The sequence below is a fragment of the Pseudomonas sp. ZS1P83 genome, from assembly GCF_054897825.1.
Genome location: NZ_CM142706.1, coordinates 3,431,478 through 3,444,743 on the forward strand (window position 1 = coordinate 3,431,478; position 13,266 = coordinate 3,444,743).

The 13,266-nt window shown below is 57.4% G+C and carries 11 protein-coding genes and 4 pseudogenes; 11 read left to right on the forward strand and 4 right to left on the reverse strand.

Translation table 11 applies throughout. The features are described 5' to 3' along the window. Positions 1–2 precede the first annotated feature (2 nt). The 8 genes and pseudogenes from ACYZT0_RS16410 to ccmI all read left to right on the forward strand — a co-directional run. The gene (locus ACYZT0_RS16410) at positions 3–167 is read left to right on the forward strand and encodes a hypothetical protein (protein ID WP_462042134.1); all 165 of its coding nucleotides are present in this window, start codon (positions 3–5) and stop codon (positions 165–167) included. A 97-nt stretch (positions 168–264) separates the two neighbouring features. Then, positions 265–1,020: a heme ABC transporter permease gene (locus ACYZT0_RS16415; protein WP_462042135.1), complete on the forward strand. Its 756-nt coding sequence runs from the start codon at positions 265–267 to the stop codon at positions 1,018–1,020. Continuing rightward, positions 1,017–1,193: a heme exporter protein CcmD gene (gene ccmD, locus ACYZT0_RS16420; protein WP_008145547.1), complete on the forward strand. Its 177-nt coding sequence runs from the start codon at positions 1,017–1,019 to the stop codon at positions 1,191–1,193. The genes ACYZT0_RS16415 and ccmD overlap by 4 nt, the downstream gene beginning before the upstream one ends. Continuing rightward, positions 1,190–1,645, forward strand: a complete 456-nt coding sequence (gene ccmE / locus ACYZT0_RS16425; protein WP_008026817.1) for a cytochrome c maturation protein CcmE — start codon at positions 1,190–1,192, stop codon at positions 1,643–1,645. Before ccmD ends, ccmE begins: the two co-directional genes overlap by 4 nt. A 3-nt stretch (positions 1,646–1,648) precedes the next feature. Next, complete coding sequence (locus tag ACYZT0_RS16430) at positions 1,649–3,637, forward strand: heme lyase CcmF/NrfE family subunit (protein WP_462042136.1); 1,989 nt, start codon at positions 1,649–1,651, stop codon at positions 3,635–3,637. After that, positions 3,634–4,170, forward strand: coding sequence for a DsbE family thiol:disulfide interchange protein (locus ACYZT0_RS16435; protein WP_462042137.1), 537 nt, complete (start codon positions 3,634–3,636; stop codon positions 4,168–4,170). The genes ACYZT0_RS16430 and ACYZT0_RS16435 overlap by 4 nt, the downstream gene beginning before the upstream one ends. After that, positions 4,167–4,637, forward strand: a complete 471-nt coding sequence (locus tag ACYZT0_RS16440) for a cytochrome c-type biogenesis protein (protein WP_462042138.1) — start codon at positions 4,167–4,169, stop codon at positions 4,635–4,637. The genes ACYZT0_RS16435 and ACYZT0_RS16440 overlap by 4 nt, the downstream gene beginning before the upstream one ends. Beyond that, positions 4,634–5,467: pseudogene (gene ccmI, locus ACYZT0_RS16445) on the forward strand (c-type cytochrome biogenesis protein CcmI); the annotation flags it as partial. The gene ACYZT0_RS16440 and the pseudogene ccmI, both read left to right, overlap by 4 nt. An 818-nt stretch (positions 5,468–6,285) precedes the next feature. On the opposite strand, the pseudogene ACYZT0_RS16450 reads toward ccmI, so the two are convergent. The 4 genes and pseudogenes from ACYZT0_RS16450 to ACYZT0_RS16465 all read right to left on the reverse strand — a co-directional run. Continuing rightward, a pseudogene (locus tag ACYZT0_RS16450) lies at positions 6,286–6,456 on the reverse strand (tyrosine-type recombinase/integrase); the annotation flags it as partial. A 202-nt stretch (positions 6,457–6,658) separates the two neighbouring features. After that, on the reverse strand, positions 6,659–8,098 hold the full coding sequence (locus ACYZT0_RS16455) for an efflux transporter outer membrane subunit (protein WP_462042139.1): 1,440 nt from the start codon (positions 8,096–8,098) through the stop codon (positions 6,659–6,661). Between the two features lie 44 nt (positions 8,099–8,142). Continuing rightward, positions 8,143–9,471, reverse strand: a pseudogene (locus tag ACYZT0_RS16460) (efflux RND transporter permease subunit); the annotation flags it as partial. A gap of 168 nt (positions 9,472–9,639) precedes the next feature. Then, positions 9,640–10,203: an RrF2 family transcriptional regulator gene (locus tag ACYZT0_RS16465; RefSeq protein ID WP_462042140.1), complete on the reverse strand. Its 564-nt coding sequence runs from the start codon at positions 10,201–10,203 to the stop codon at positions 9,640–9,642. 347 nt (positions 10,204–10,550) lie between these two features. Between ACYZT0_RS16465 and ACYZT0_RS16470 the strand changes: the two genes are divergently transcribed. The 3 genes and pseudogenes from ACYZT0_RS16470 to ACYZT0_RS16480 all read left to right on the forward strand — a co-directional run bounded on the left by ACYZT0_RS16470 (position 10,551) and on the right by ACYZT0_RS16480 (position 12,537). After that, the gene (locus ACYZT0_RS16470) at positions 10,551–11,753 is read left to right on the forward strand and encodes an NAD(P)/FAD-dependent oxidoreductase (protein ID WP_462042141.1); all 1,203 of its coding nucleotides are present in this window, start codon (positions 10,551–10,553) and stop codon (positions 11,751–11,753) included. Positions 11,754–11,817: 64 nt separating this feature from the next. After that, a pseudogene (locus tag ACYZT0_RS16475) lies at positions 11,818–12,021 on the forward strand (transposase); the annotation flags it as partial. Positions 12,022–12,204: 183 nt separating this feature from the next. After that, positions 12,205–12,537: a hypothetical protein gene (locus tag ACYZT0_RS16480; RefSeq protein ID WP_462042142.1), complete on the forward strand. Its 333-nt coding sequence runs from the start codon at positions 12,205–12,207 to the stop codon at positions 12,535–12,537. The last annotated feature ends 729 nt before the right edge of the window (positions 12,538–13,266 follow it).

Here is a 13,266-nt window from a genome sequence, read left to right on the forward strand (position 1 = left end):
TCATGTTCGCCGCAATGGTTATCGCCATGACCCTAATGGTGTCCGCGTTCATCGTCGCCTGGTGGTTCAGCCCCGAACTTCAACGTTGGAGCGAAGCACCGAAACAGATAATGCTCGAGCGCGAACGCCGCTATTTAGCCGCTGCGCAAACACCCAATCATCCTTGAGGAGCGAGCGTGGGAGCGCTGTCGTCGAGGTGACCGGGACATGTTCCATGTGATCGCCCGGCGACCGTGCTCCGACCCGTTTTCCATCGGAAACAAAATGAACTGGACTTGGTTTCATAAGCTCGGCTCGCCCAAATGGTTTTACGGCATCAGTGGCAAACTGCTGCCGTGGCTGAGCGTCGCGGCGTTGCTGCTGATCGGCGTTGGTGTAGTGTGGGGCCTGGCCTTCGCGCCACCGGACTACCAGCAAGGCAACAGCTTTCGCATCATCTATATCCACGTTCCGGCCGCCATGCTGGCGCAATCCGTCTACGTGATGCTGGCCGTGTGCGGCATCGTCGGGCTGGTGTGGAAGATGAAGCTGGCCGACGTCGCCCTGCAGTGCGCGGCGCCCATCGGTGCCTGGATGACCGCCGTGGCGCTGGTCACCGGGGCGATCTGGGGCAAACCGACCTGGGGTTCATGGTGGGTCTGGGATGCACGACTAACGTCCATGCTTATTCTGCTGTTTCTGTACTTCGGTCTCATTGCGCTGGGCAACGCCATCAGCAATCGTGACAGTGCCGCCAAGGCCTGCGCGGTATTGGCGATTGTCGGCGTGATCAACATCCCGATCATCAAATACTCGGTGGAGTGGTGGAACACCCTGCACCAGGGCGCGACCTTCACCCTCACCGAAAAACCGACAATGCCGGCCGAGATGTGGCTGCCACTGCTGCTGACGGTGCTGGGTTTCTACTGTTTCTTCGGCGCGGTGCTGCTGCTGCGCATGCGCCTTGAAGTGCTCAAGCGCGAAGCCCGCGCCAGTTGGGTCAAGGCCGAAGTGCAGAACAGTCTGGAGGCCGCGCGATGAGTTTTGCTTCATTCGGCGACTTCCTCGCCATGGGCCATCATGCCCTGTATGTCTGGTCAGCCTATGGCATCTGCCTGGCGGTGCTGGCCCTCAACGTGGCGGCGCCAATCCTGGCCCGCAAGCGGTATCTGCAACAAGAGGCGCGTCGTCTGCGCCGGGAGAACGGCAAGTGAATCCGCTGCGCAAAAAGCGTCTTATCATCATTCTCGCGATCCTGGTGGGTGTCGGCGCTGCTGTCGGCCTGGCCCTGAGCGCCCTGCAGCAGAACATCAATCTGTTTTACACCCCGACCCAGATCGCCAACGGCGAAGCCCCGCAAGACACGCGCATCCGCGCGGGCGGCATGGTCGAGAAAGGTTCGCTGCAACGTTCCGGCGATTCGCTGGACGTGAAATTCATTGTCACCGACTTCAACAAATCCGTGACCATCAGCTACCGCGGCATCCTTCCGGACCTGTTCCGTGAAGGGCAGGGCATCGTTGCCTTGGGCAAGCTCAACGCCGACGGCGTGGTGGTGGCCGACGAAGTGCTGGCCAAGCACGATGAGAAGTACATGCCGCCAGAAGTGACCAAGGCTTTGAAAGACAGCGGTCAATCTGCCCCAACGCCCGCGAAGGAGGGTTGATCGATGACGTCCGGACTCTTTATTCCTGAACTCGGCCACTTGGCGATGATTCTGGCGCTGTGTTTCGCGCTGGTTCAGGCCGTGGTGCCGTTGCTCGGTGCCTGGCGCGGTGACCGCTTGTGGATGAGCCTCGCTCAGCCCGCCGCCTGGGGGCAATTCGCGTTTCTGCTGTTTGCCTTCGGTTGCCTGACCTACGCGTTCATGACCGACGATTTCTCGGTGGATTACGCTGCCAGCAACTCCAACAGCGCGTTGCCGTGGTATTACAAGTTCAGCGCGGTGTGGGGCGCTCACGAAGGCTCGTTGCTGCTGTGGGCGTTGATCCTCGGTGGCTGGACCTTCGCGGTATCGGTGTTCTCCCGGCAGTTGCCGCAAGTGATGCTGGCTCGCGTGCTGGCGGTGATGGGCATGATCAGCACCGGTTTCCTGCTGTTCCTAATCGTCACGTCGAACCCGTTCGCCCGTATCCTGCCGCAGATTCCTACGGACGGTCGTGACCTTAACCCGTTGCTGCAAGACATCGGCCTGATCGTTCACCCGCCGATGCTGTACATGGGTTACGTCGGCTTCTCCGTGGCGTTCGCGTTTGCTATTGCTGCACTGCTCGGCGGTCGTCTTGATGCGGCGTGGGCGCGCTGGTCGCGTCCGTGGACCATCGTCGCCTGGGCCTTCCTCGGTATCGGCATCACACTCGGTTCGTGGTGGGCTTATTACGAACTTGGCTGGGGCGGCTGGTGGTTCTGGGACCCGGTGGAAAACGCTTCCTTCATGCCATGGCTGGTGGGTACGGCGCTGATTCACTCGTTGGCGGTCACGGAAAAACGTGGCGTATTCAAGAGCTGGACCGTGTTGCTGGCCATCGCTGCCTTCTCGTTGAGCTTGCTCGGGACCTTCCTCGTGCGTTCCGGCGTGCTGACCTCGGTTCACGCCTTTGCGTCCGACCCTGAGCGCGGTGTGTTCATTCTGATCTTCCTGCTGTTTGTGGTCGGTGGTTCGCTGACGCTGTTCGCCCTGCGCGCACCAGTCGTGAAAAGCCACGTCGGCTTCAACCTCTGGTCCCGGGAAACCCTGCTGCTGGGTAACAACCTGGTGCTGGTGGTGGCGGCGTCGATGATCCTGCTCGGCACCTTGTACCCGCTGATTCTGGATGCGATGACCGGTGCCAAGCTGTCGGTCGGCCCGCCGTACTTCAACGCGCTGTTTATTCCGTTGATGGCGTTACTGATGCTGGTGATGGCGATCGGCATGCTGGTGCGCTGGAAAGACACCCCGGTCAAATGGCTGTTCAACATGCTGACCCCGGTGTTGCTCGGCAGCGCCGCGCTGGCGGTGGTGGCTGGCGTCGCTTATGGCGATTTCAACTGGGCGGTGATCGCGACCTTCATGCTCGCGGCCTGGGTATTGCTGGCCGGCGTGCGTGACATCTTCGACAAAACTCGCCACAAAGGCCTGATCAAAGGCCTGCCGACGCTGACCCGCAGTTATTGGGGCATGCAGGTCGCTCACCTCGGCATCGCCGTGTGCGCCCTCGGCGTCGTGCTGTCGAGCCAGAACAGTGCCGAGCGCGACCTGCGTCTGGCACCGGGCGAGTCCATGGACCTGGGCGGTTACCACTTTGTGTTCGAAGGCGCCAAGCACTTCGAAGGCCCGAACTTTACGTCCGACAAGGGCACCGTACGGGTGATCCGCGACGGCAAGGAAGTCAGCGTGCTGCACCCGGAAAAACGCTTGTACACCGTGCAGAACTCGGTGATGACCGAAGCCGGGATCGACGCTGGTTTCACCCGTGACCTCTACGTCGCCCTTGGCGAACCGTTGGGCGACGGCGCCTGGGCCGTTCGCGTCCACGTCAAACCGTTCGTGCGCTGGATCTGGTTCGGTGGTCTGCTCACCGGTTTGGGCGGGCTGCTGGCGGCGCTGGATCGCCGTTACCGGGTCAAGGTGAAAAGCCGTGTGCGTGAAGCACTGGGCATGACGGGAGCCACGGCATGAGACGTTGGTTGATGCTGTTGCCACTGGTGATTTTTCTGGTGGTGGCTGTTTTTCTTTACCGCGGTCTGTTCCTGGACCCGGCCGAGTTGCCCTCGGCGATGATCGACAAGCCATTCCCGGCGTTTTCCCTGCCGGCCGTGCAGGGTGACAAGACCCTGACCAAGGCCGACATTCTGGGTAAGCCAGCGCTGGTCAATGTCTGGGGCACCTGGTGCATTTCCTGCCGGGTCGAACACCCAGTGCTGAACAAACTGGCCCAGCAAGGCGTGGTGATCTACGGCGTCAACTATAAGGACGTCAACGCCGATGCCCTGAAGTGGCTGGTGGAGTTCCACAACCCGTACCAGCTGGACATCCGTGACGAGGCGGGCTCCCTGGGTCTGAACCTCGGCGTGTACGGCGCTCCGGAAACCTTCTTCATCGATGCCAAAGGCATCATCCGCGACAAATATGTCGGCGTGATCGACGAAGTGGTCTGGCGCGAAAAACTGGCGGCCAAGTATCAGGCGCTGGTCGATGAGGCCAAGCCATGAAGCGCTGGATCGCTGCCGTTGTCCTGGGTTTGAGCCTGGCGGGCGTGGCCCACGCCGCCATCGACGCCTACGAGTTTGCCAAGGAGGCTGATCGCGAGCGTTATCGCGAGCTGACCAAGGAGCTGCGTTGCCTCATGTGCCAGAACCAGGACATCGCCGACTCCAACGCACCGATCGCCGCCGACCTGCGCAAAGAGGTTTTCCGCATGCTCGGCGAGGGCAAGGACAACCAGCAGATCATCGATTTCATGGTCGATCGCTACGGTGATTTCGTCCGCTACAAACCTGCCGTGAATGCCAAGACCGCCTTGCTCTGGTTCGGCCCCGCCGGCCTACTGCTGGGCGGTGTCGTGATCATCACGGTGATCGTCCGCCGGCGTCGCGGGCAGCGCGCCGAAACCCCGCAATCGCTGTCCACCGAAGAACGTCAGCGCCTCGACCAACTGTTGGATAAAACCCAAGAATGATTGATTTCTGGCTCGCCGCAGGGCTGTTGCTTCTGGTCGCCCTGAGTTTTCTGCTGATCCCGGTGCTGCGCAGCCGTCGCGCCCAGCGTGAAGAGGATCGTACCGCCCTGAATGTCGCGCTGTATCAGGAGCGCGTGGCTGAGTTGCAGACTCAGCAGGAAGAGGGCGTGCTCGATGCGGCGCAAGTGGACGCCGGTCGCGCCGAAGCGGCCCGTGAATTGCTGGCTGACACCGAAGGCGCTGAAGCGCCACGGGTGTCGCGTCTGGGCAAACCCTTGCCGTTGCTGGCAGCCATTCTGGTGCCGGTGCTGGGTCTTGGCCTGTACCTGCATTTTGGCGCCAGCGACAAGGTCGAACTGACCCGCGAATTCGCTCAGGCGCCACAGTCGATGGAAGAGATGACCCGTCGCCTGGAACGCGCGGTCGCCGCTCAGCCGGAATCCGCTGAAGGCATGTACTTCCTCGGTCGCACGTACATGGCTCAGGATCGCCCGGCGGATGCGGCGAAGATCTTCGAGCGCACCGTGAGCCTGGCCGGCCGTCAGCCCGAGCTGCTCGGTCAATGGGCGCAGGCACAGTATTTTGCCGACAACAAAAAATGGTCGAACAAGGTTCAGGCCCTGACCGACGAAGCACTCAAGGCTGATCCAAGGGAAGTCACCAGCCTTGGCCTACTGGGCATCGCAGCCTTCGAAGGCGAGCGTTACCAGGACGCCATCGATTACTGGAATCGTCTGCTGGCGCAACTGCCGCCAGAAGATAAATCCCGCGAAGCGCTGCAAGGCGGCATCACCCGCGCTACCGAGAAGCTTGACCTAGGATCATCGCGCCGGAGCAGACCCGGGAATGGTTGAACGCAGCGACACCGAAAGAACAAGTCGAGCAAATGGCCCTAACCTTTGTCGAGTGTCCTCACGATGACCCAAGCATTTGGGCATGCTCAGCATGCGCCTACACCAAGTTGACGATGGTCTTTCGGGCTTTACGCAGTTGCAGCGTCAGTTCCCTGGACTGCATTCTCGTATATGCGCAAAACATTGCGGTAGGTTTCAGGCTCTGTGGGGAGCCGAGGAATTCGCTGAGGTCCCTTCATCATCTTGCAAAATCAGCATTTCATACCACCCTGTAAACCTACTTTCTGCACTGTAAGTTTTAGTAGTTAACAAGTACAAAATTTGGTTTACAAGATGCGGCGATCTCGATACTTCAAGATGTGGGAAAGCTCGCCCCTCCTCGATTCTTCCACTCCGCGATCATCCATCGCCAGAGACTGAATCTTGAGCCCCATGGAGTTGACCAACATACTTGGGGTCGTGCGACACCCTAAGGTGTCAATCTTCTTTGCGTCTCCTCAATAAATCGACGGTGATGTCTGTCAATCCTTTCCCCATTTTCCTATTTTTTTGTCAATCCTACCTATCATCATTGACTGTCAATCTTCTCTGGCTGAATTCCTGCCAAACCGAGTGATTTCAATATCTGGAATAGTGTCAAAGTAGGTGATCGATAGGTGATAGCCGTGCCTTTCCTAGGTCAGACCAGGGTAATGGGTTCAATGCTAGAGCCCGTACTCAATGCGTTTCAGATAATCCTGCACTGTCTGGAATCCCACAGCGTTGTCGATAACTGCTGCCCTGACTATGGATGGTCAGACTTCCGTCTGTTCCGCCATTTCCAGGGCATCATCGACATCGATTCCCAGGTATCTGACCGTGCTTTCAAGCTTCGTATGACCAAGCAGGAGTTGGACAGCTCTCAGGTTCTTCGTCCTGCGATTGATCAGCGATGCCTTGGTTCGCCGTAGCGTGTGAGTACCGTAACCGTTTGCCTATCCCTTATCGTAAGGGGGAAACGGTGTCCTATCTTTCATGGGGCTCGTTCAAAAACCAACTCGCCCTGGAAGCCGCCATCATGGAGCTACCGCTTTGGGTGTAGGTTAGACAGTCCAGAGCTTTCGCCGGCGAGTAGGGTTTGCGAGATGGGCAACGCAAGGGACATGCATCCCCGCGTTACTCATTTGGTCAGTTCAAACGGCTGGACGGTGGGGGGGTGTACTGAGGCCATCCCCCGGCAAGAGACACAAACAAATCGACAGCGGTAGTCGCGCTCCTAGCCTGACTATCAGCTTCCGAAATTTGCGCCTCATAGACCGAGCGCTGTATGTCCAGAAGCTCGAACAGCTCAATGGCTCCCGCTTGGTATTTGGCGCTGGATAGCGCGGCGGCCTTTTCCCATTCAGCCGCCGCGCTCATCAGCCTTGCGTTTTCGTCCTTCGTCCTGCCGAAACGTACCAACGCGTTTTCGACGTCCTCCAGCGCTCCCAGCACAGTCTGCTGGTATCCAGCCAGGCGAGCTGCTGCTTCAGCGTCCGCAGCTGCTATTCGGCTCCTGACCCGCCCCACGTCCAGGAACGACCAGTCGATTCCGAGTAAAGCCACGTTGGACTCACTGCTGCTGGAATACAGGGATCCGCCCGTAAACGAATAGGCACCGACTACCGCGCCCAAGCTGATGCGAGGGAAGAGGTCAGCCGTGGCTACACCTACTCGCGCTGTTGCCGCGTGCAGCTGGTTCTCAGCCGATGCCACATCGGGACGGCGACGAATGATGTTCGCAGGGGTTCCTGGATCAATGTACTCAGGTACCTCAGGCCGGTCGGCATCGCTTTGCAATTGTGCATCCAGCGCTGTAGGTGCCAGTCCCGCTAGCACAGCTAGCCTATGCCTGTTCACCGCAACCCTGGCTTCCAGTTGCGGAATGCGCGAAAGCGTCGTATCGAGCTGCGCGTGCGCTCTGGACACGTCGAAGGACGAACCCCGACCAGCCTCCAGTCGGCCTTGCACTATGCTTAGCGTTTCGCGCTGACTAGCTGCGTTCGCCTGGGAGAGCCTAAGCATTTTTTGGGCGCCGCGCAGATCGATGTACGCTGTTGCAACCTGGCTGACCACCGCCACTTGCATGGCTTGCAACTCGCCGGCTTTCGCAGCCACTTCAGATCTTTGCGACTCGACCGAGCGGCGAACCCGACCGAGGAAGTCCAGTTCCCAGTTCAGCGATGCCTTGTTCGAGTACACATCATTGCTGCGCGCTGTGCCGTTTGCTTCGTCGGTGCTGAGCCTCTGATGCCCCGCCGCGGCAGACATGGTAACCGTCGGGATCTGATCGAACTTGGCGACCCGCAGTACAGCATTGGCTGCATCGTAATTCGCCACTGCTGTACGCAGGTCATAGTTAGCCGCCAGCGCCGCCTTGATGAATGAGGTGAGCTGAGGGTCCTTGAAACGGCTCCAGAATTCATAGTCAGCAGGCGTGGCCTCGGGTTGCGCGGCGTAAGATGCACCTGTTTGTGTGAATGCACCAGGGACTTGGGAAGTATCCGGCCGATGGAAATCAGGCCCGACGGTACATCCCTGGAGGATTGCCATCAGCAATGGCAGAGACCCGTTTTTCACCTTAGCCATGGGTCATACTCCCGGCGTCGAGAGGCGCCATACTCGTTGGGTGATCAGGTAGTGGCGCCCAGCTTTCTAAGCGCGACGTAGAATACGGGCGTCAAAAACAGCCCGAAGAACGTCACGCCGAGCATCCCGCAGAACACTGTTACGCCGGTGGCATGACGTACTTCACTACCCGCCCCAGTGCCTATCAGCAACGGTACTGCGCCGGTAATAAACGCGACAGACGTCATGATGATGGGGCGCAGACGGAGCCTGCAGGCTTCGAGCGCAGCCTGGATAGTTTCGCGCCCTTGCATCTCCAACTCCCGAGCGAACTCGACGATTAAAATGGCGTTCTTGCAGGCCAGCCCCATGAGTACTACCAGGCCGACTTGCACGAACACGTTGTTGTCTCCGCCGGCCAGCCATACACCGGTCAATGCGGCGAACATGCAGATAGGGACGATCAGGATGACTGCGAGCGGCAACGTCCAGCTCTCAAAGAGCGCTGCCAGGACGAGGAAAGCCAGCATGACGGCGATCGGAAAAACGATCGCGGCGGTGTTGCTTTGGGTTACTTGCTGATAGCTCAGGTCGGTCCATTCCAGCTCGATTCCTCGAGGTAGAGTCCGGGCGGCAATTTCTTCCAGCTTCTTGATGGCTTCGCCCGACGACAAAACCTTAGGGTCGGCATCGCCGATCAAATCCGCTGCCGGGTACCCGTTGTAGCGCATGACCGGGTCAGGCCCAAAGGTGGAGACGATGTTGACCATCGAACCGATAGGCACCATTTCGCCTAGCGCATTCCGTACGCGCAGACTGCTGATGTCCTCGACCTTCTGCCTGAAGCTCGAGTCTGCCTGGGCCATAACGCGGTACACGCGGCCAAACATGTTGAAGTCGTTCACATAGACCGACCCCAAATAGGTCTGGAAGGTGTCAAAGATGGCAGTGAGCTCTACACCTTGGGCTTGAGCCTTGGTCCGATCAACCTTAACTTCCAGCTGTGGAATGTTCGACTGGTACGAGCTGACCGGGAAGGTCATGCCTGGAGTACTGGCGATTTCTGCCTGGAATTTTTCCAACGCTTGTTGAAGTGCACCGTATCCCAACCCGCCTCTGTCGGTCAGGAACAAAGAGTAACCAGTGCCGTTCCCAAGCCCTTGGATGGGAGGTGGCAGCAAAGCGTAGGCCGCGCCGTCTTTGACGGCCGCGAACTTGGCATTCAGCTCTGCGTTGATTTCCTCGGCACTACGCGACCGATCGCCGAATGGCTTGAGAATGATGTAGGACGTGACCAGGTTTGGTGTGGTGGTGTTCTGAAGAGCGTTCGATCCGACATACGAGTTGGAGAAGTCCACACCTTCGACCGTCGAAGCAATAGATGACATTTCCCTAGGGCCTGTTGACGTTTCACATGCCGGCCTAATAGCTCGCAGCGTCTGCCGTTGAAATAGCATCACCATAATGGTGACGCGCTCCTCGGTACTCAGGTGGTTGTATTGGGTAGACATGGCAACACCTTACATCAAGTGCTGCACTTGCTCCTTGAGACCGCCGATTACTCAGTCCGAAATGTCGGTCACTTGGATGGTCCGGTCGTCAGAAGTCTGCGCGCTGCTTTTCTTTTCTCGACGATCGTTTATCCATCTGCCTACCTGGGCCGGGAAGTCAGTTGGAGATTTTCGTCCGACCTTTCTTGCAAGATCAAGAATAGTTTGTTGGGCGAGGGCTTCTTCCATGCGTTTCTGTGCCGTCATCATCGCCGCGTGAACCGAGCAATGGCCGTCTAGCGCCCAGGCAGGCGGAGAGCCTTCGAACAGAGCACAGCGGCCACGAATCTCCCTGCAATCGAAAATGAGCCTCTGGCCGTCGATGGCGTTGACGATATCAAGAATGCTGATTTCGTCAGAAGGCCTCGACAGCTTGAACCCACCGCGCACACCTTCCGTTGCTACGACCAGTTTGGACTTGGCCAACTTGGTGAAGATCTTCGCCAGGTAATCCAGAGGTACGCCTTGCAATTCTGCAAGATCACGCACGCTCGCCTCACGGCTTTCGCCGCCATCGCCCACCAAAAAAATCAGGCAGTGAATGCCGTACTCAACGCCCGCGCTGTAAAGAGACATTTATATCTCCGACTAAATTAGTCGCATATATTAGCAGCGATTAGTGAGGTGGGCAACGATCCTCGCACGCTGTGACATGGGCCTTTCTACCTTTAAAAATCACGTAAGCGCCTAATTTTGTGGTGAAAATATTGTATTGAGTAGTCTTTGCTCATAAATTTTTTTCATAAATTCGCTCAGAAGGCTCATGAAAAATATCTTGCCACTAAAAACTACGACCAATATAGTCGTTGTTTCTAGAGATTCAACGGTGACTGTCTTCTAGGGTCGCCTTGCTCCGGCTTCACGTCCGCTACCGATAAGCGTGACTCTTCAACGAATTCATCACTTCCCACCAGGGGTTAAAAATGAAACAGCAGATTCTGATTATTGGCGCAGGTTTCGGTGGCATGTGGACGGCTTTGAGTGCAACGCGCCTGTTCGACATACATGGTCACAACGACGTTGAAGTGACCGTGCTGGCCCCTCAGGCCGAGTTGCGCGTCCGTCCGCGTTTTTACGAGCCTGATGCGCACCGACTGGTCGCGCCGATTGGCGAGCTGTTCGATGCGGTAGGTGTCAAGTTCATCAAGGGAGCCGCAGAGACCATCGATGTTCAGCAAAAATGTGTCGGTTACATCGATACCTCTGGCACCAAGCAAGTGCGCAGCTACGACAAACTTGTCCTAGCCACTGGCAGCCGGCTCGCGATGCCCAACACTCAAGGTGTGGCGGAATACGCCTTCGATGTGGACCAGATCGAGCAAGCCGTACGTTTGGAGAACCACCTCAAGTCCCTGACAGGCCTTCCAGAAAGCAAAGGCCGCAACACTGTAGTGGTTGCTGGCGGCGGCTTCACCGGCATTGAAACGGCGACCGAAATGCCGGCTCGTCTGCGGGCCATACTAGGTGATCATGCGGACATAGAAGTGATCATCGTGGATCGTAGTGAAAAAGTCGGGGCGTCAATGGGGGCCGAAATCAGCAAGTCGATCGCCGAGGCTAGCGATGAGCTAGGGGTGAAATGGCGCTTGAAATCGTCTGTGGTAGCAATCGATGAAAATGGGGTAACCCTTGACGATGGTCAACGTATTGAAGCGAAGACCGTGGTCTGGACCACTGGTGTGCGGGCCAGCTCGCTGACCGAGCAGATCCCAGGTGAACGCGATGGCCTCGGTCGTCTGCATGTGGATTCCCACCTGAAAGTCATCGGCCAGCAAGACATCTTTGCCACCGGCGATGTTGCCTACGCCGCCACCGATGACCTTGGCAACCATGTACTGATGACTTGCCAGCACGCCATCGTCCTGGGCCGCCACGCTGGCAACAACGTTGCCGCGCAGATTTTAGGTGTGGATCCGACCTCGTACAGTCAGCCCAAGTACGTCACCTGCCTGGACTTGGGGGGCTGGGGTGCGGTCTACACCGAAGGATGGGATCGCCAGGTCAAGTTGACCCGGCAGGAAGGCAAATCGCTCAAGACGCAGATCAACACTGTGTGGATCTACCCTCCGGCCGCCAACCGTGATGCAGCGTGGGCAGCGGCGGATCCATTGATCCCCATTGCCTGAGATGCCAGCCCTGGGAGGCGTTATCTTGATAACGCTTCCTTCTGAAAAATCCTGCGGGTTTGCAATGCCCCGATTGATGCTCAGTGACGAGCTTTGGCCGAAGCTGGAAAAAATTCTGCTTCAACAAGCGATTTATCACAAGTCAGATCTGCGGATGACAGTTGAGGGAATGCTCTACCGAATGCGCGTGGGCTGCCCCTGGCGAGACCTGCCCCGCGCCTTCGGCTGCTGGAACTCGGTCTACAAACGCTTCAACGCCTGGTCGGCGTGGATCGGTAGCGTAGGCTTCAAATAATTCTGTGGGTCGTTCCGGGTGAGCAACCCATACAGTCGACAAGTTTGAGGGGGAGATCTGGACGGACTTTGCCGAAGTATAATATTTCGAAAATGTGAGTCCGGCCATGCTGATAGAATCGGTCAGGTTATAGATAACGCCCTTCTGAGAAATGGTATGAATAAAGAATTGACGGAAGAAGAGATGCGCCGGGCGCTATTCGGTGATTCTGACTCCCCTGCGCCGGCAATTAACTCACACGTGCAAGATTCCGTCCCGGATGTCGTGATCGTGCAACCGGTAAAGGCAGTGAAGAAAAAGATAGTCTCAAAAGGCTTCACGCCCAGGCTGAGAGTCACGCTGCGGGTGGGAAATGAATTTGAAGGCAAGATGCACGAGATGGTACATGAGGCCGATACGCTGAGCTCCCTAGTTGCAGAGCAAGAAGCTACCAAGACGGCCAGAAAAAAATTCAGGTTTGTGGAAGTGGTGTCGGTCAAGTCGATGTAAGTGGGCACTCTCACTTGGCTCGCTCGCCTGGCATTGAACCGCATTCGGTTACCGCGGGTCACCCGACCGGTTCGTGTCGATTGAGGCCTCAAACATTAGGGTACGGTAGTCGTATTCGCGGACTGGCTTTAACACCATTACTTCATCCAAAATCTCGATGCTTAACTGTTCGCCAGCCCAAGCCCCATAGCTGTAGCGGCTTGCAATCGAAAACGGCCATGCTTGCAATCAACGCTATTTCAGGCTCGGATTAATTGCGATTGAAGCAGCACCTGTGCTCGCATTAACTGCGACTGAGCTTGCATCCAGCGGCACGTGCTTGCATCCATTTGCGCAGGCTCACATTAATTGCAACTAGGGGTTCTAAACCCAAACCGGGGGTCTAAGCCGGAACCCCAGAAAATTCCGTCACCCCAGATTTAACCCGGCCACGAGTGCATCCAGGTCGATCACTTTGCCGTCGTTGGGGTTTGAGGAGTAACGGAACAAAAAACCAACGTAAGGCTCAGTTAGAGTTCGCCGTTGCCGAAACAGGGGCGGTTATTCAGACTTTGTTTTGCTGAACGATTTTTCTGCACTGCTTTTCATGCATTGGGACGGCCTGGCGTCAGTGCCTGCCACAGTTTGACCTCGTCACTCACCGCGTCGGTATGGCCTAGCAATTGGCTTCATAAAGCAGTTACAGAGGTTGAAAATCTTATCCCCTGCTCAGCGGGAGTTTCTGCTGAA